The organism is Pseudomonas sp. S2_B07 (assembly GCF_054668435.1).
Window position 1 is genome coordinate 713,653 of the sequence record NZ_CP162769.1, and the last position, 17,443, is coordinate 731,095.

Below are 17,443 nucleotides of genomic sequence, written 5' to 3' on the forward strand. Positions count from 1 at the left end.
TCCTTGTTTATTGATTCTGCACCCATGCTAAGACAAGCCTGTGTCAATTCTTGTCAGGAGTGAAACGCCCCGCTTCATCCAGTTGCATCTGTTTGCGCCAGACCCGTAACAAGTCGCTGCGCCGCCCCGGATAACGCTCGCCCGGCTCATTGGCGGCGCAAATCCGGTCGGTGCGAAAGGTCCGGTAGGCACTGCGCAATTCGCACCAGGCGACAATGATCCGCACTTCATTGAGAAAACCCAACGCCAGTGGCCAGATCAGCCGCTGGCTGGGCACTTTGTTGGCGTCGGCGTAGTCGATGTTCAGCTTGGACTGGTCGCGGATAGCCTGGCGGAACACGCTCAACGGCACCACATTTTCCGGATAGCCATAACCGGGTGGCCCGGGCAGCACCGTCGGGTTGCGCAGCGCGTCCTGGGCTTCAGGCGCCAACACGGCGGCAATCTTGGCCAATGCGTCGGCCGCCGCTTTGCTCAACACCTCGTCGCCACGCTGATCGACGTAGCGCAAACCCAACACGATCGCCTCGGTCTCGTCGGCATTGAGCATCAAGGGCGGCAAAAACAGACCGCTGCGCAGCACGTAACCCACCCCCGCTTCGCCGAAGATCGGCGCGCCGAGCGCGGTGAGTTCGGCGATGTCGCGGTACAGCGTGCGTTCGGAAATCTCCAGTTCACTGGCGAGCGTGGCGGCGGTCACCGGACGACTCTTGCCCCGCAGCACTTGCAACAATGTGAGTAAACGAGTGGTTCGCGACACGATGGGCTGGCTCGGTCTGAAAAAGTTGTAGGGGCTTAATTGTCGGAGCTTAGCAGAGGCCCCTGTCAGAAAGTGGCAGCAGCGATACGTCCGGTGGTCGCCTGTCTTGCCACTTCAGGAAAAGCGTATTGACGGCATAAATTATCAGCATCATATTTAATACATGTTGATAAACATCTATATTCAATCCCGACGTCTTTTCTCAGGAGTCACTCCATGCATTACAAAGTGTTCGGCCGCAAAACCGGCTTGCGGGTTTCGGAACTGGCACTGGGCGCCGGCAATTTCGGCACGGGTTGGGGGCATGGCGCCGAGCGTGACGAAGCGAAGCGTATTTTCGATGGTTATCTGGAGGCCGGCGGCAACTTCATCGACACCGCCAACGGGTATCAGGCAGGTCAGTCGGAAGTCATGCTCAGCGAATTTATCGCGGCAGAGCGCGATCGCCTGGTCATCGCCACTAAGTACACCTTGGGGACGACACCGTCCGCGAGCATTTCCCACACCGGCAACAACCGCAAAAACATGGTTCGCGCCGTGGAAGAAAGCTTGACCCGGCTCAAGACCGATCACCTGGACCTGTTCTGGGCGCACATGAGCGATGGCGTGACGCCCATGGAAGAAATCCTGCGCGGCTTCGATGATCTGGTGCGCGCCGGCAAGATCCATTACGCGGGGCTGTCGAACTTCCCCGCGTGGCGTATCGCCCGTGCCGACGTGTTGGCCGAGGTGCGTGGTTTTTCGCCGATTGCAGCGATTCAGGTGGAATACAGCCTGGCTGAACGCACGGCCGAACGTGAACAACTGCCAATGGCCGAAGCCTTGGGCCTGGCCGCCACATTATGGTCGCCATTGGGTGGCGGTTTTCTCACTGGCAAGTACCGATCCAGCGATGGCGACAATCGCGCGACCAAACTCGGCATGTTGATTCATGCGGAAAAAGGCGCCCGGGAAACGGCCCTTCTTGACACCCTGCTCGCCGTTGCAGCCGAACTGGAAGCGAGCGCGACGCATGTGGCCATTGCCTGGTTGCGGGCAAAAGCCCAGCGCTCGAGCACTGCGCTGATTCCGATTCTGGGCTCGCGCACCCGTGAGCAACTGGATGCGACGCTGGGGGCATTGAACGTGCAGTTGAACGCGGATCAGTTATCACGACTCGATGGCGCCAGCGATGTGGCCAAAGGCGTGCCGCACGAAACGCTTGCCGGCTCTTTTTCGCGGTTTAGCGGTGACCATACCCTCGACCTGCCGATCATCCCGGTGGCCTGACACCCATCAGAATGTGGGAGCGAGACTGCTCGCGAAAGCAGACTGACATTCAACCTCAATATTGAATGTGATGGCTTCTTCGCGAGCAGGCTCACGCCTCCAGGTTTTACGGTATTTACCGGTCGACCTTGTGGCGGGCGGCATAGAGGCACAGCATTTCCATGGCCAATGTCGCCGCCGCCAGCGAGGTAATGTCTGCGTGGTCATAGGCCGGTGCGACTTCCACCACGTCCATGCCCACCAGATTGATCCCGCGTAACCCACCCAGAATCTCCAGCGCCTGCACGGTGCTCAAGCCCCCGCAAACCGGTGTCCCGGTGCCGGGTGCAAAAGCCGGGTCGAGGCAATCGATGTCGAACGTCAGGTACACCGGGTTATCCCCTACCCTCGCCCGGATCGCTTCGACAATCGCCTCGCAACCCTCACGATGCACCTGCCGCGCATCCAGCACCTGGAACCCCTGGTGATCGTCATTAGTGGTGCGCAAACCGATCTGCACCGAACGCGACGGATCCACCAGCCCTTCCTTCGCCGCGTGCCAGAACATGGTGCCGTGGTCGACCCGCTTGCCCTCTTCATCCGGCCAGGTGTCGCTGTGGGCGTCGAAGTGGATCAGCGACAACGCACCATGTTTACGCGCATGAGCCTTGAGCAGCGGGTAGGTAATAAAGTGGTCGCCGCCGAAGGTCAGCATCGCGCTGCCGCTGTTCAGGATGTGTTCGGCGTGGGCCTCAATACTTTCTGGCACCGTGTGTGGCGAACCGTAATCGAAGTCGCAATCGCCGTAGTCGATGACGGCCAAATGATCGAACGGATCAAACGTCCACGGCCAGTGGCGTTCCCAGGCAATTGCGGTGGACGCGGCGCGTATTCCACGTGGCCCGAAACGTGCGCCGGGACGGTTGCTGGTGGCGGTGTCGAACGGCACGCCGCTGACCGCGACGTCGACCCCGCGCAAGTCACGGCTGTAGCGACGGCGCATGAAACTGGTGATACCGGCGTAGGTGCTTTCGGCGGCAGTCCCGTAGAGGCTGTCGCGGGTCATGGCCTGATCGTTTTGCATCGGGACGTCCATGGTGATCTCCTTTTAAATTATTGGCGGCTACGGAATGTGGTCCACAGGCGCGTGCGCGACCGCAGGTCCTTGAGGCTCATGCTTTGGTCGGCGTACAGGCGTGCGCGCATGTCGGGCAGTGGAAAGATGTCCGGGTCGGTGCGCACGGCTTCATCCACCAGCGGAGTTGCCGCCTGGTTGGCCGTGGCGAAGAACAGCGTGTTGGTCAACGCCGCAACGGATTCGGGGCGCAACATGAACTCGATGAAGGCCCGGGCTTCTTCGGGGTGCGGCGCGTCCTTGGGAATCGCCAGGTTGTCTTGCCAGACCAGCGTGCCTTCCTGGGGAATCCGGTACGCCACCTCAAACGGCTTGTTGGCCTTGCGTGCCTGATCAGCGGCCATGCTCGCATCACCGTTGTAGGTCAGCGCCAGGCATATGCTGCCATTGGCCAGGTCGTTGATCTGCCGGCCGGAGGCGACGTACAGCACATTTGGCTGCAGCTTATGTAATAACGCCTCGGCGGCTGTCAGATCGGCTTTATCGGTGCTGTAGGGATCTTTACCCAGATAGTGCAGCGCCAGGCCGATGACTTCCTGCGGCGAATCGAGAATCGCGATGCCGCAGTCTTTCAGCTTGCTGGCGTATTCCGGCTTGAACAGCAGGTCGAGGCTGTTGAGCGGTACATTCGGCAGATGCTTCTGCACCGCTTCGACGTTCATCCCCAAACCCAGCGTGCCCCAGGTATAGGGCACGCCATAGCGATTGCCGGGATCGACGGCGGCCAGTTTTTCCAGCAGGTCCGGGTCAAGATTGGCGTAACCCTTGAGCCCTTCGTGGGAAATTTCCTTCAGCGCACCTGCCACCAGACCACGGGCGAGCACGCTGGACGACGGCACCACCACGTCATACCCGCTGCCGCCCGTCAGCAGTTTGGTTTCCAGCACTTCCGAAGAGTCGAACGTGTCGTAGCGCACGTGAATCCCGGTTTCCTTTTCGAACGCCTGCAAGGTTTCGGGCGCCACGTAGTCGGACCAGCTGTAGAGGTTGACGGTCTTTTCCTGCGCCTGAGCCGACACCGCCATGGCGAGGAACAACGTGGGGAAACACAGCTTGAACATGGGAGCCATGACGAACACCTGACCAGAGAAGTGGTTGCAGGTTGCGCGCTCGGTTACATTGGCGAAATATCAAGTTTGTTAACCTGACTTTATGGCGGAGTAATGTTTGATGCTCGGGCAACTGCACGACCTCGACCTGCAACTGCTGCGCCTGTTTGTCCGTGTGGTCGAGTGCGGCGGCTTCAGCGCGGCCCAGGGTGAACTGGGCCTGAGCCAATCCAGCATCAGCCAGCAAATGGCCAAACTGGAAACCCGGCTCGGTTATCGCCTGTGCAGTCGCGGCAAGGGTGGATTCAAGATTACGCCCAAGGGCGAGCAGCTATTGACCGCGACACGCGGACTGTTTGAATCCATCGAAGCGTTTCGACATCAATCCAACGGTGTGGCCGGCAGATTGATTGGCGAAGTGCGCCTGGGGCTGTCCGAAGCCCTTGATCAATCGGTGCTGCAACACGTGGCCGATGCGATCCGGCGTTTTCGCGAACGGGACGAGTCGGTGCGCATCGAACTGATCAGTGCCATGCCCGGCGAAATGGAACGCTTGCTGCTGCAGCAACGGCTGGACCTGGCCATCGGCTATTTCTCTCAGGTGCAAAGCGCGTTTGACTATCGCGAACTGTTCACTGAAACCCAGCACCTGTATTGCGCTCCCGGTCACCCATTGTTCACGGATGACGCGCCGACCGACGAAGCGCTGCAAGCCTGCGACCGAGTCGATCACCCTTACCGTTTCCTGCGCAGTGACGAGCCGTTCCAGGGCAAATTATGTTCGGCGCGCTCGGAACAGGTCGAAGGCACCCTTGCCTTCATTCTGTCCGGCAAGCATGTCGGTTATTTGCCCAATCACTTCGCCCGCAGTTGGGAAGACAAAGGTTTATTGCGTGCCGTGCGCCAGAGCGATATGAGTTTTGAAGTGGCGTTTCATCTCGCACGGCATCGCGCTCAAGTGCCGGGGGATGCGCAGAAGGCGTTTGAGCAGGATTTGCTCGCAGCCTTCAGTAAAACCTGACCTTTCAGGCAGTTATTGTTCGTTGCCCTCAGTGCCCACTGCTGGCATTCTGCGCCTCCATTTTCTGACCCGGCCCGCCGTTTGGCACGCAACCCACCATGACCGCCTCTGAAAAAGCCCCCGTTTTGCGCAACAACGACCTGATTTACGGCCTCAACGACCGCCCGCACCTGACCGCCACCGTCTTCGCCGCCCTGCAGCATGTATTGGCGAGTTTTGTCGGCATCATCACCCCGACCCTGATCATGGGTGGCGCCCTCGGCCTGCAAAGCGAAATACCGTACCTGATCAGCATGGCGTTGTTCGTTTCCGGCCTGGGCACCTTTGTTCAAGCCCGGCGCTTTGGCCCGGTCGGTTCTGGTTTGCTGTGCCTGCAAGGCACCAGTTTTTCCTTCATTAGTGTGATTCTCAGTGCCGGGTTCATGGTCAAGGCTCGCGGTGGCGGCACCGATGAAATCCTCTCGACGATCTTTGGCGTGTGCTTTTTTGCGGCGTTCATTGAGGTCGCGCTGAGCCAGTTCATCGGCAAGTTGCGGATGCTGATCACCCCGGTGGTCACCGGCACGATCATCACGTTGATGGGCCTGTCGTTGGTCAAAGTGGCCATGACTGACATTGCTGGCGGCTTCGGTGCGGCGGACCTTGGCGCGGCCAGTCATCTGGCGCTGGCGGCTTTGGTGCTCGGCACGATTGTGCTGCTGAACCGGGTCGATGTGCCGTTTCTACGCCTCGGCGCCATCGTCATCGGCCTGACCCTGGGTTACGTCGTGGCGTGGCTGATGGGCGACGTCAATTTCGCCAGCCTGCCCGACGTACCGCTGATGAGCGTGCCGGTGCCGTTCAAGTACGGCTTTAACTTCGATTGGGTCGCGTTTGTGCCGATCGCGGTGATTTTTCTCGTCTCGCCACTGGAAGCTGCGGGTGATCTGACCGCCAACTCGATGATTTCCCGGCAACCGGTCAAGGGCCCGATTTACATTCGCCGGATCAAGTCCGGCCTGCTCGCCGACGGCCTCAACTCCGCCATGGCCGCCGTGTTCAACAGCATGCCGATGGTCACGTTTGCGCAGAACAACGGCGTGATCCAGCTCACCGGCGTGGCCAGTCGTTACGTGGCGTTCTTCATTGCCGGTTTGCTGGTGCTGCTGGGGTTGTTCCCGATGATCGGCGCGGTGCTGCAACTGATGCCAAAACCGGTGCTTGGCGGCGCCGAACTGGTGATGTTCGGCACCGTCGCGGTAGCCGGGATCAAGATCCTCGCCGAAGCCGGCCTGCATCGACGCAACATGCTGATCGTGGCGATTTCCCTCGGCCTGGGCCTGGGCGTGGCGGCGGTGCCTGAGGTGCTGCGCGAGTTGCCGCTGGCACTGCACAACATTTTTGAATCGCCCATTACCGTCGGGGCGTTGTGCGCTATCGTGCTGAACATCTTCCTGCCCGAGGAGTTCATGGCGCTGGAAGAAGACGATTTCGATCCGGAAGCCTCGATCCTGCAGGTCATGGAAAACCCTGATGTGCCGGCCAAGGCTGAACCCGCAACGCCTGGGGCTGTCGCACCGTTGGACCGCCCGTAAGGCTCAAGGGCTTAATCTTGAGCGGTTCAGCCCTTTTCTTTTCGAGAGTTTTTATGCGCCGCGTTCACGCCATCATCCTTTCCCTGCTGTTGTTGTCTCTGAGCGCCTGCGCCCTGCTCCCCAATCGTGATCCATTGAACATCAATGTGGTGGGCATCGAACCGCTGCAAAGCCAGGGCATGGAAATTCGTTTTGCGGTGAAAATCCGCGTGCAGAACCCCAATGACAGCTCCATCGACTACAACGGCGTGGCGCTGGACCTGGAGGTCAATGGACAGCCGCTGGCTTCGGGGGTGAGCGATCAGTCGGGGTCGATTGCGCGCTTCTCTGAAACGGTGCTGACGGTGCCGGTCAGCGTTTCGGCGTTTTCGGTGCTGCGCCAAACCCTCGGGCTGAGCCAGACGCAATCGCTGAATGACTTGCCTTACGTGTTGCGCGGCAAGCTGGCTGGCGGATTGTTTGGCACGATGCGTTTCACGGACACGGGCAAACTCAGCCTGCCGGGAGCGGCGGCAATCCCCCGGCAAACCCCGCAATCGTAAACACCACAATTCTCCTGTAGGAGTGAGCCTGCTCGCGATGGCGTCGTTTGAGGCAATACACTTGTCGACTGCTACACCGCTATCGCGAGCAGGCTCACTCCTACAGGGGGTTATGTGTTGAAGCGGACACCGGGTTTGGCGCGCTCATCCACCGTCAGCTCAAACACATCCGGCCGCGCATAATGCCCCACCACGTCGTAGTCATACCGCGCACGAATCAAAGCGTCCGTGTCGATTTCCGCCGTGAGCAGACCTGCGCCGTCACGCAACGGCCCCGCCAATACGTCACCCATCGGCCCGACAATCACACTCCCGCCAGCAATCAACGGCCGATCCGCCGGCCAGTTGGCAATCTCCACACCCAAGGCCAGGGGTGAGTCCTGAACCTGGCAGGCGCTCACCACAAAGCAGCGTCCTTCATGGGCGATGTGACGCATGCTGACCTGCCACATCTCGCGCTCGTCTACCGTCGGCGCGCACCACACTTCAATGCCTTTGGCGTACATCGCGGTGCGCAGCAGCGGCATCATGTTTTCCCAACAAATCACCGCACCGATACGCCCGACCTGACTGTCGATCACAGGCAACGTCGAGCCATCGCCCTTGCCCCAGATCAACCGTTCGGTGCCAGTGGGCATCAGCTTGCGGTGTTTGGCGACCAGTCCGGCCTGCGGGTCGAAGTACAGCGCCGTGCAGTGCAGCGTGCTGCCCGCACGTTCGATCACGCCAATCACCAGGTTGGCCCCGGTCCGTGCCGACAACCCGGCCAGGGCTTCAGTCTCGGCGCCGGGTACGTCGATGGCGTTGGCGAAATACCGGGCAAACGCTTCACGCCCTTCTGGCAATCGATAACCCAGTTGCGTACCAAATCCTTCGCCCTTGGGGTAACCGCCGAGCAATGCTTCGGGCATTACTACCAATTGGGCGTTGGATTCAGTAATGGCTTTTTCCCAGGCAAGAATCTGTTCCAGAGTGTCGGCCTTGCCACCGGGCAAGGCACCGATTTGCAGCGCAGCAACGATTGATTTGGGCATCGCAGTGACTCCATTGGCATCAGGTATTGCTCATTCTCCGGCGCCACGGGATCATGAATAAAGCCCGATTCGTTGCTGAATGATATGAACACTATGAATATCGCCAACGTCGACCTCAACCTGCTCAAAGTCTTCGAAGCCCTGCATGAAGAGTCCAGCGCCAGCCGAGCGGCCTTGCGTCTGGGCGTGACGCAATCGGCAGTCAGTGCCGCCTTGCGCAGGTTGCGCGAGGTCTATGGCGATCAGCTATTCGTGCGCACCGGCCGCGGACTGGCACCGACGCTCAAGGCCAATCAATTGAAACCGGTGGTCAGCGATGCGCTGAACAAATGCCGCCAGAGCCTGGCGATGGTCGATCCGGCGGCCCATCAGTACGATGGCCGTTCAGTGTCGGTGGGGATGTCGGACGATTTCGAGATCGCCTATGGTCGGCGATTGATCGATGAAATCGCGCGGACTGCGCCAAAGCTGCGGCTGATCTTCCGCCAAACCCACAGCCAGATCGTCGGCCATGCCTTGATGGAGCGCAGCATCGATCTGGCGGTCACCGCCGGTGGATTTGCCGAGCGTTTGCTCAGCCGTCAAGTATTGGGAGAAGGCGGATATCTGTGTCTGGTGGATCGCGCCAGCCTCGCCGAAGCACAACAAACCCTCAGCCTTGAAGAATTCGTCGCACGCGAACACCTCCTGGTCTCGTCCGGTGGTTTTATCGGCATCACCGATGAAGGGCTGGCGGCGCTGGGCTTGAGTCGTCGGGTGTGTGCGTCGACCACGCATTTTGCCGCGCTGCCGCACTTGCTCAAAGGCAGTCAGGCGGTGGCGACCATTCCCGCGCATGCCGCTCAGAGCATTGCGGCGCTCAGTGGTCTGGCGCTGCTGCCCTGCCCTTTGGCCTTGCCGCGTTACCCGATCGAACTGGGCTGGCGCACCAGCACCCAACTCGACCCGGTGGTATTGAAAGTGCGCGAAGCAATTGTCGCGTGTTTCGCCTGAAGCCGCGCCTTACTTGTTGGCCGCCATGAGGCGATTGACTTCACTGCGCACCATGTTGGCGTATTCCGGCGGCGACATTGCGTCGAGTTCGGCGCGGACCCATTCGGACCACTTGCCTTTGCGTTTGGCGCGTTCACCAAATAGCCGCGCGGCTTCGCCCTTGGATTTGCCCAGGTTGCTTTGCCAGAGGTCGAACAGACGGGATTTTTCATCTTCCAGCGCCGCGCGCTCGGCGAGGGGTTTGTCGGCCAGATTGAAACTCATTGGAATGTCCTGCTGCGTAAAATAGGCGACATCTTACACTGTAGGACGAAACGTCCGACTCAGGAATTTTCTGTCCGGCAGGCTCGACGGGGAAATCCACTGCAACTTTTTCACCCGCGCCAGACTCCATTGTTCACTGCCTACTTACCTGCAAGGAGTACCTCAATGGCTCGCAAAACCGCTGCACAAACCGCCGAAGACCAAATCAAGGATCTGGCATTCAGCGAGCTGACCACGCTGATCGAAGAATCGGAAAAACTGCTGAACAGCAGCGCCGCGCTGGTCGGCGAGGAAGCAGAAACCCTGCGTGAGCAAATCGCCCAGAAACTCCAGCAGGCACGGGATTCGGTCAGCAGCGTGCGTGACCGCACAAAACCTGCCGTCGAAGCCACCGAAACCTACATCGGCGGTCATCCATGGCAAACCGTGGCCATTTCTGCCGGATTCGGGCTGGTGGTCGGGTTGTTGCTGGGTCGGCGCTAAGCCTCCCCGCTTTGCACAGTAAAAAGGCGAGCCATTGGCTCGCCTTTTTCATACCCGCCTAACACCGACTCGTAGCAGCTCCCGAAGGCTATACAGGCTTGTGTTACTGCGCGAGTGCCCGCAGGTTCGCCAGCGTCTCGGTGTCGAGCGCAATACCTTGAGCCGCGGACTTGGCCCGTTGCGAATGGCGGCGATCACCCGGCAGGCGCTTGAGCCCCACGCCGTGCATCTGCCGCACCAGTTCCTGGCTGCGCTCGGCAAAGTTTTGCCCGGCGGCCTTGCTCGGGTCGATGACGATCAACAGTTGGCCAGTCCATGGTGTCTTGGCGCCGGGATGGTTCGACCAGTCGAACTCAAAGGAAAAATTGCCGCCGGTCAGCGCCGCCGCCAACAATTCCACCATCATCGACAGGGCAGAACCTTTGTGCCCGCCAAACGGCAGCAGTGCGCCACCCTCGAGAATCGCTTTCGGGTCCTGTGTCGGCTGGCCGAGGCTGTCCACACCCATGCCTTCCGGCAAACGCTCGCCCTTGCGGGCCGCGATCTGCACATCGCCATGGGCGATGGCGCTGGTGGCCAGGTCAAAGACAATCGGCTCGCCATCCGCGCGCGGGGCGGCGAACGCGATCGGGTTGGTGCCGAACAACGGACGATCGGCACCGTGCGGCACCACGCAAGTCATGCTGTTGACCACGCTGAGCGCCACCAGCCCTTCGTAGGCAAAGGGCTCGACGTCTGGCCACAAGGCGGCGAAATGGTGCGAGTTGCGAATCGCCAGCACCGCAATGCCGGCGCTGCGCGCCTTTTCCATCAACAGGGAGCGTGCAGCCGCCAGGGCCGGTTGGGCAAAACCATTGCCGGCGTCGACGCGCACGAATCCTGAGGCCACGTCTTCGACCACTGGCACGGCCTGGCCATTGACCCAGCCGCTGTTCAGGGTCGAGACATAACCCGGAATGCGGAACACGCCATGGCTGTGAGCACCGTCGCGCTCGGCGCCGGCACAGTTGAGGGCCAGGGTTTTGGCGACGTCGGCAGAGGTGCCATGACGTAGAAAAATCTGTTCGAGCAATTGAACGAGCGCGTCGAAATCGAGCGTTTGGGTGTTCGAACTGACGGCCATTTCGGGCGATGCGGTCATCTGAAGCTCCAGTTTTATTATTGGGTGCGGGCAACAGGGTGAAGCGAGGTTGCAAGGCAACCTGAAAAGAGTCGCCGATTAAGCGCTGTTGTACCGGCGTCCTGTCAAGTCTCGGCAGCCAGATTGGCTCAAGCAATATGTACCGCACATGAGCCAGATAGCGGCCGTACCGTTATTCCTCGACTTAACGACTGCGACCTGCGGATCCCCGCACATCGAGGACATCATGACCGCTCCTTCAATGCCGTATTTTTTCGACGAGGCACAAACTGCCTCCAATGCCCGAGAACCCGGTAACCGCGAAAAAGCGCTGAACTTCACGCTCGATGACCTGCAATGGCTCAAGAACGTTTACCTGGCCACCGAAGTAGCCCGCACCGCGCATAACAACCCCATGCACGTCTCCCGGCTGTGGCTGACCGTGCCGGACACCGCGGACGTCCCACTGGCCGGCGCTTTCGCCATGGGCCGCCCCAAGGATGGAGAAGTCACGCTCTACACGCCATGGAAAGGCTTGATCAAGTTTGCGGACATGAACGAGCTGAAACGCAAGCTCAAGGAGTGGTTGGCGTCGCCGACCGACAAGGTTGCTCTGCTGCGTTTCCTCTCCATTGAACAACGTAGCGCTATAGCCGTTGCCACAGTGCCTGACATTTGCACAACAACAATCGAAGGCGCGGTGTTCCAGGACCAGCAGCTCACCCTTGATACCAATCAAGCTCAAAACATCAAGACGATGATGGGCGAGCTGCTCAAGATGCCCACGCTGCAGTCTATGCTCAACGACACCCTGAAAAACGCGTTGTACAAGCCGTTTCCAGCACTGGACCAGCGCCTGACTCGACTGAAGACGTTTATCAGTACAGTGTCAGCCTTCGACGGGGGTGACTATGAGCACACGACCTCTTCGCTTTCACTGGGCGATGCCCTCCTGCACTTTTACCTGACCAACCAGTGGCCCCCCGGCGACTCCAGGGTCTTTGAGCATCCCGGTCACGGCGTGAGCAGTGACGCCGATAACCAGGCCTGGGAAAGCGCAGTCAAAGAGATCGCCCAAAGTTTCACCCCTCACTTGTACAGCCTGCTCGACATGTTCTGGAACACCGCCATGAGCAATGGGATGCCACGCCTGGCGTTTTTCAGCGAGGGCCTGCGCGATACGTTCCAACTGAAACTTCTGCTCCAGCGCCAGGACGGCATTTTGACCACGCAGGAGTATCTCCAACTGATGAAGGTCTGCCAAGAACCCGGGGATGCGACGTTGCGCATCGAAAAAGTCAGGGTGACGGCCCCGTTCAAGCATTTCGTGGAACTGGCCTCGACCTTGATGATCGGGGGCGCCGACACCTTGGGGTTTCTATACACCCCCTCCCGAGGTATCGAAGCGACTGACAATTTGTCAGCGGTCAAAAAGATCGTACTGCAGATGATGAACAGTGAAGGTCACGAAGATGCGCTGCTCAACTTCATGTCGCTGGATGAACGTCTCACCCTTCTGGGCATGGAGCCGCAGGAGCGCCTGATTGAAGGCAGTCCCCTCGTCGGCCCGGTATTTGACCAAGTCATGACCGACATCCTTCACAAGCAACAGGACAACCTCAGTCATGCCTTGAGTCGTTACCGTGAAAGTGAAGGCACGCTCTCCCCACATGCCCTGCTGGATAATGCTCTGGACGTGCGTGGTCTTATTGATGGTCGACTGCTGGCCACCGCTTCCACAGGCCGCTGGAGTACACGGGTCGATCAGCGCATTAGCGGGCAACCGGCAACGGTGCGAGCCGATTCAGCCAAAGAGCAGATGACACTCCTCGATTCGGTTGGGCAGGCGCTCGATCAACGGCGCAAACAACACCCGGTCATTCCCGTCGGCGTCAATACACTCGCTCGAGTAGAAAGCCTCCTCGACTCATCCGTGGCGGACTTGCAATCGAGTTTTACGCATACCCTGTCAACGGCATTGCGCAGCGAATTGAAGCTACACACGGTGACACGCACCTTGGGCGCGACCGAGCAGGCAATCATCAAAACGGTGCTCGATAGCCCGATACACCTGCAGCGAGCGGCGTTAAACGGTTTCTTGCCAGACGTATTTTCCCTGGCATTGAAGGCCGGCGACGTGACGACCCCATTGAAGCTGGCGAGTTGTTTTGTGCTGACTGAACGAGGAGGCCTGGACCTGAAGCACTCGGGCAAGGCGATTTTGTGGACGCCGGCATCGGGATTCGAAGCGTTCAAGACACTGTCACAGTTGCAGACCGAACTTGATCAGCGCCTCAAGGATGACACTCTGCGTTTAACCCTTCTGGAAAACCTTGGTCGTAGCGAGCGAATGGCCGGCAGGACGTATGTGCTGGCGCCACTGCAGCGGATACACGGGCACTTTCTCGATCACCTCCAAAAGCCTTACGTCCATCTGGACCAGGTATGCATTACCCGCGCATTGGCCACGCCACTCCCCCCGCGCGGCTGCCTGATCTTCTGAATCTGGTGGCGCTACGTGAGCCGCTGACAGGGTTAGGTCGCGCGTCGGACATTGCCCAGTCCCTGACGACGCAGCAAAAACTTCCGGCATGGCTCGCCAAAGCGTCCATTGAAGATCTGGTGCTGCATGGCGAACTGCTTCAGCAATACCTCGACAACGTCAAAGACGACGAGGATTACCTGAGCGGCCTGCGATCACTGCAGCGTACGGCTCACGCAGCGCTTGAAAAACAACTCAAGGCGGACGCCTTCAACATTGATCCGGACAAGGTCCAGGTCCAGATCAGCGCACGTCTGACGTCGCCGGCCCGGACTCAAACCCTGACCGACTTCGCATTGACGGCTATGAAGGAGCTGGATCAGGCCCAATTCAAACTGCAATCGCTGGATACCAGTGTCATTCCCGAGGGGATGAACGAACAGTACATCAAAGACCTGATACGAAATCTTAAGCCGGGGGAGCATCAGCAGAAAATACTGAGTGAAGCCCTTGCTGATACCCCGGCCAACGCCGATCGCAGAAAGTGCTTTTACAGACAATTGCCTTGGCAACTGATGCATTACGCTCACACGGAAAAACTGCAGGAACGCCTGAGCGAAAAAGGCTTTGATCTGATCCGGCAAATCATGGACATGCCCGACGCCATCGCTCGCGCGGCGGTCGAAGGTGCCCATGCCATTATCCGCCCGCTCGAGCTTTTGGGGATCAAGAGCGCACAGACGATCAAAGTGCCCGGTGTCTACCTGATCGGCTCAGCCACCGATAGCGCAGCCCCCCACGTCCTTGTCGCACCGCACAGTCCCCGTCATGGGATAAAGGAATATGAAAGTGAAGTTCAGTTACTGACAGAGTTGAAGACTCGCGGACCGCTGCTTGACTGGATCCTCATGAACCTGACGCCGTCTGACCGGACGGTGCTTGAAAACCGGATGGCGACCACTCACAACCGCGTTACTCGAGCCGTAACGACTACTTCCGACAAGCCGCCTCAAGAAGTCACATTGGCGTCCAGTCCGATCAAGGGCCACCTCTTCAGCCAGTTGTTCAAAGACAACGCTGCGCTACTGGGCCGACTGCTCGGTTGTCAGTCCGACGACAAAAACCAGGGCGAATGGGAAACCATCAAACACGTACTGGGCGAAGACCTGCACGAGGCTTATTCGTTTTTCATGGGGAAACTCACTTACCCCATGACCGTGTGGCGCAGTTACCGCGACATCAAGCAATCTGCCGAAGACCTTCAAACCCATAAATGGGGGGCTGCAATAAGTGCCTTCATCGACGGTATTGCTCAACTGGCTTCGTTGCGGCAATTAGCTGGCGATCAAGTGCAATTACCCGCAGTAACGGGGGCAGCGCCTCCGACGTCGTCCGCTAACCGATTTAGCTGGCATGAGGTCAATACCACCGCCCCCGAACGCACGCAGTTAAAGCGCCATGAAAGCATCGACGTCGATCTCAATTCACTGACCTCCGACTCGACACTTGGGCTCTACACTCATCCAGCCTCCGGAAAACACTACGCGCCCGTTGAAGGAAACGTCTATCCGGTCGTCAAGCTTGACACCCGTTGGCGCATTGCAGGCAGCCAAAAAAGTGTGCCTTTTCTGCGCCAAAACACCGTAAAACAATGGGTCCTGGACCGCCAGAGGCTGGCGTCCCGCTTCAACCTTATCGACCGATTGGACACCGTAATGGCCGTTTGGGGAGGCATGAACGTCGATGCCCGCGGGATGGCTCAGATCCGGCGATTGTTTCCGTACAAGGCACGTCAGATCGATGAAGCACTGGACCTGGCAACCACCTATGCCTGGAACAGCTTTCGAAACCTGCAATTACTAAAGACTACCGACACTGCGGTGACCCCGGTGCACCAACTCATCACCGACTTTATAGGCGTGTCGCAAGTTCTGCCCGCGCATGTGGAGCAGCTTGAAAAAGTCGTGGAGGAAATATTTTCAGCGTTGCTCGACCCGACGCTCAGAACGGCCAACTCCAGTCGATTTACGATCGGCAGGGTGATCGAGGATGCAGAAAACACCTTCGGCTTCATTACGCCGAAAGACCCAAAACGCAAAATTTACCTGGCGGAAAAATTTTTCGCTTCCAGCTACGAACACTACCGCTCGCACCTCAGCGACGTGCACTTCCCCATCGGCGCCCATAGCCGTTCGATGACCCTCATTCATGAGCTCTCACACATCGTCTGTAAAACCCTCGATATTTCATACCTCGACACCGGCCGCCCATTCGCAGACCTGATCGGAACAGTGACACAGGATGCCAAACAGCTCAAAAGCGCGTTGACCACGCTTCAAGACACCGCACTGTCCATAAAGACGCCCTATACCCAACTGTTCATGGCGCAAAACCCTGACACTGGTGAGTGGGAAGACCTGGGTCATACAGCCAGTGAAGACACTGACCTGATCAAAGAACACGTTTTGACGCTGACCGGCGCAGAAAACCTGAGCGAGGCCCGCCACACGTTTAAAAGGGACCCACTGATCAGGTTGAAAGTACTACTTGGCAACGCCGACAGCGTCGCCTGGTTGATCGGTCATTTGGGACGGCAACTGCACGCCAGTACCCCTTGAACTTAAAAAAAGGCGTGTTTGATAGTTAATTGCCATGACGGCTGTTCTCGCCAGCTTCCTCGCAAGGTTAGAATGCCGGAAATCAGGATGAGTCAATGACCGACAATTCTCTATCGCCAGCCGACTATGATGCGATCACCGATGCCGCAGCGCATTGGTGCATGCGCCTGCATGCAGTCGACTGCACGGCTGAAGAACGTGTAGCTTTCGAACGATGGCATGACGCCCATCCGCTGCATGCATTCGAATATGAAGCCATGCTGGAGATCTGGGAGGTTGCCGGGGATCTGCCGCGTCCTGAACCCGTCAATCACGGTGCGCGCCTCAAATCCACTACGCCTTGGCGCAGTCTCGGCATTGCCGCTGCGGTGTGCACCCTGGCGTTGCCACTGGCGGCATACAGTGGGTGGAGTTTGGGTTGGTTACCCAACTCGTACCAACACTTTGAAGCCCGTGATACGGTCCGTCAGGTCACCCTGAGCGACGGCAGCCAGATTGAACTGAATCTTGGCAGTGAGCTGACATTCAGCAACTACAAGGATCAGCGGCGGGTGACGCTGAAAAAAGGCGAAGCCTTCTTCAGCGTCAGCCATGACACGACTCACCCTTTTGTCGTCAAGGCCGCCAGCGGCAGTATCCGGGTCACCGGGACCCGATTCAACGTCTGGATGTACGAGGACCAGGTTCGTGTGAACCTGATCGAAGGGTCGGTGCTGGTCACCAGCAACGACGACCTCCCCGGCGATGGCGTACGTCTAGGCCCCGCCATGCAGGCGTGCTTTAAACAGGGTGACTACACGCCACAAATCAGTCAGACCTACGCCAACGATAATTCGCTGGCCTGGCGCAGTGGCAAACTGGTGCTTGATAACCTGGCACTCATCGATGCCCTGCCGTTGATCAATCGTTACCTGAGCAAACCCGTGATGGTGGCCGATCACAGTACCGGTCAGATCCGTCTCGGCGGAATCTACAACATCAAAGAGCTCAACAACCTGGTGGCGTCCTTGCCCAAGGTGCTGCCGGTTTACCTGACCCGCAACAAGGACGGCAATCCGGTCCTCAACTCCATTCCGCTAACCCCCCTAAAAGCTGAAGGCCGCAACCCTTGTGGGGTGCG

Annotated in this window: 12 protein-coding genes and 2 pseudogenes; 8 read left to right on the forward strand and 6 right to left on the reverse strand. The window is 58.8% G+C overall.

Annotation, left to right across the window (positions count from 1 at the left end; genetic code table 11):
- Window positions 1-43: 43 nt before the first annotated feature.
- Window positions 44-760: a helix-turn-helix transcriptional regulator gene (locus tag AB4N43_RS03290; protein WP_059180908.1), complete on the reverse strand. Its 717-nt coding sequence runs from the start codon at window positions 758-760 to the stop codon at window positions 44-46.
- A gap of 216 nt (window positions 761-976) precedes the next feature.
- Between AB4N43_RS03290 and AB4N43_RS03295 the strand changes: the two genes are divergently transcribed.
- Window positions 977-2,029 carry an aldo/keto reductase gene (locus tag AB4N43_RS03295; protein ID WP_059180909.1) on the forward strand — a complete coding sequence of 351 codons (1,053 nt, stop codon included), beginning with the start codon at window positions 977-979 and terminating at the stop codon, window positions 2,027-2,029.
- Window positions 2,030-2,144: 115 nt separating this feature from the next.
- On the opposite strand, the gene speB is transcribed toward AB4N43_RS03295, so the two are convergent.
- Window positions 2,145-3,104, reverse strand: a complete 960-nt coding sequence (gene speB, locus AB4N43_RS03300) for an agmatinase (RefSeq protein ID WP_059180910.1) — start codon at window positions 3,102-3,104, stop codon at window positions 2,145-2,147.
- Window positions 3,105-3,121: 17 nt separating this feature from the next.
- Window positions 3,122-4,213 carry a polyamine ABC transporter substrate-binding protein gene (locus tag AB4N43_RS03305; protein WP_460153162.1) on the reverse strand — a complete coding sequence of 364 codons (1,092 nt, stop codon included), beginning with the start codon at window positions 4,211-4,213 and terminating at the stop codon, window positions 3,122-3,124.
- 100 nt (window positions 4,214-4,313) lie between these two features.
- Here AB4N43_RS03305 and AB4N43_RS03310 point away from each other — a divergent pair, with 100 nt between their 5' ends.
- The 3 genes from AB4N43_RS03310 to AB4N43_RS03320 all read left to right on the forward strand — a co-directional run bounded on the left by AB4N43_RS03310 (window position 4,314) and on the right by AB4N43_RS03320 (window position 7,329).
- A complete protein-coding gene (locus tag AB4N43_RS03310; RefSeq protein WP_460153164.1) occupies window positions 4,314-5,213 on the forward strand; it encodes a LysR family transcriptional regulator in 900 nt (299 codons plus the stop codon).
- Window positions 5,214-5,311: 98 nt separating this feature from the next.
- Window positions 5,312-6,787 carry a nucleobase:cation symporter-2 family protein gene (locus AB4N43_RS03315; protein ID WP_027923501.1) on the forward strand — a complete coding sequence of 492 codons (1,476 nt, stop codon included), beginning with the start codon at window positions 5,312-5,314 and terminating at the stop codon, window positions 6,785-6,787.
- 53 nt (window positions 6,788-6,840) lie between these two features.
- Window positions 6,841-7,329 carry an LEA/WHy family protein gene (locus AB4N43_RS03320; RefSeq protein ID WP_027923500.1) on the forward strand — a complete coding sequence of 163 codons (489 nt, stop codon included), beginning with the start codon at window positions 6,841-6,843 and terminating at the stop codon, window positions 7,327-7,329.
- Window positions 7,330-7,439: 110 nt separating this feature from the next.
- Here the strand turns inward: AB4N43_RS03320 and AB4N43_RS03325 are convergent, their stop codons facing one another.
- Window positions 7,440-8,363: a carbon-nitrogen hydrolase family protein gene (locus tag AB4N43_RS03325; protein ID WP_460153167.1), complete on the reverse strand. Its 924-nt coding sequence runs from the start codon at window positions 8,361-8,363 to the stop codon at window positions 7,440-7,442.
- Between the two features lie 84 nt (window positions 8,364-8,447).
- Here AB4N43_RS03325 and AB4N43_RS03330 point away from each other — a divergent pair, with 84 nt between their 5' ends.
- Entirely contained in the window at window positions 8,448-9,356 is a 909-nt protein-coding gene (locus AB4N43_RS03330) for a LysR family transcriptional regulator (protein WP_194939999.1), read from the forward strand.
- A 9-nt stretch (window positions 9,357-9,365) separates the two neighbouring features.
- Here AB4N43_RS03330 and AB4N43_RS03335 read toward each other — a convergent pair whose 3' ends face one another.
- Window positions 9,366-9,620, reverse strand: coding sequence for a hypothetical protein (locus AB4N43_RS03335; RefSeq protein ID WP_027923497.1), 255 nt, complete (start codon window positions 9,618-9,620; stop codon window positions 9,366-9,368).
- A gap of 165 nt (window positions 9,621-9,785) precedes the next feature.
- On the opposite strand from AB4N43_RS03335, the gene AB4N43_RS03340 reads away from it, so the two are divergent.
- The gene (locus tag AB4N43_RS03340; RefSeq protein ID WP_027923496.1) at window positions 9,786-10,103 is read left to right on the forward strand and encodes an ElaB/YgaM/YqjD family protein; all 318 of its coding nucleotides are present in this window, start codon (window positions 9,786-9,788) and stop codon (window positions 10,101-10,103) included.
- A 103-nt stretch (window positions 10,104-10,206) separates the two neighbouring features.
- Here the strand turns inward: AB4N43_RS03340 and AB4N43_RS03345 are convergent, their stop codons facing one another.
- Complete coding sequence (locus AB4N43_RS03345) at window positions 10,207-11,244, reverse strand: Ldh family oxidoreductase (RefSeq protein WP_059180913.1); 1,038 nt, start codon at window positions 11,242-11,244, stop codon at window positions 10,207-10,209.
- 226 nt (window positions 11,245-11,470) lie between these two features.
- Between AB4N43_RS03345 and AB4N43_RS03350 the strand changes: the two are divergent.
- Together AB4N43_RS03350 and AB4N43_RS03355 are read left to right on the forward strand one after the other, a co-directional pair.
- Window positions 11,471-16,323, forward strand: a pseudogene (locus tag AB4N43_RS03350) (dermonecrotic toxin domain-containing protein).
- 95 nt (window positions 16,324-16,418) lie between these two features.
- A pseudogene (locus AB4N43_RS03355) lies at window positions 16,419-17,399 on the forward strand (FecR family protein); the annotation flags it as partial.
- Window positions 17,400-17,443 lie beyond the last annotated feature (44 nt).

Excerpts from the sequence above, each read along its gene's own strand:
- AB4N43_RS03295 (WP_059180909.1), top strand. The coding sequence starts at position 977 with ATGCATTACAAAGTGTTCGGCCGCAAAACCGGCTTGCGGGTTTCGGAA.
- speB (WP_059180910.1), bottom strand. The coding sequence starts at position 3,104 with ATGGACGTCCCGATGCAAAACGATCAGGCCATGACCCGCGACAGCCTC.
- AB4N43_RS03305 (WP_460153162.1), bottom strand. The coding sequence starts at position 4,213 with ATGGCTCCCATGTTCAAGCTGTGTTTCCCCACGTTGTTCCTCGCCATG.
- AB4N43_RS03310 (WP_460153164.1), top strand. The coding sequence starts at position 4,314 with ATGCTCGGGCAACTGCACGACCTCGACCTGCAACTGCTGCGCCTGTTT.
- AB4N43_RS03315 (WP_027923501.1), top strand. The coding sequence starts at position 5,312 with ATGACCGCCTCTGAAAAAGCCCCCGTTTTGCGCAACAACGACCTGATT.
- AB4N43_RS03320 (WP_027923500.1), top strand. The coding sequence starts at position 6,841 with ATGCGCCGCGTTCACGCCATCATCCTTTCCCTGCTGTTGTTGTCTCTG.
- AB4N43_RS03325 (WP_460153167.1), bottom strand. The coding sequence starts at position 8,363 with ATGCCCAAATCAATCGTTGCTGCGCTGCAAATCGGTGCCTTGCCCGGT.
- AB4N43_RS03330 (WP_194939999.1), top strand. The coding sequence starts at position 8,448 with ATGAACACTATGAATATCGCCAACGTCGACCTCAACCTGCTCAAAGTC.
- AB4N43_RS03335 (WP_027923497.1), bottom strand. The coding sequence starts at position 9,620 with ATGAGTTTCAATCTGGCCGACAAACCCCTCGCCGAGCGCGCGGCGCTG.
- AB4N43_RS03340 (WP_027923496.1), top strand. The coding sequence starts at position 9,786 with ATGGCTCGCAAAACCGCTGCACAAACCGCCGAAGACCAAATCAAGGAT.
- AB4N43_RS03345 (WP_059180913.1), bottom strand. The coding sequence starts at position 11,244 with ATGACCGCATCGCCCGAAATGGCCGTCAGTTCGAACACCCAAACGCTC.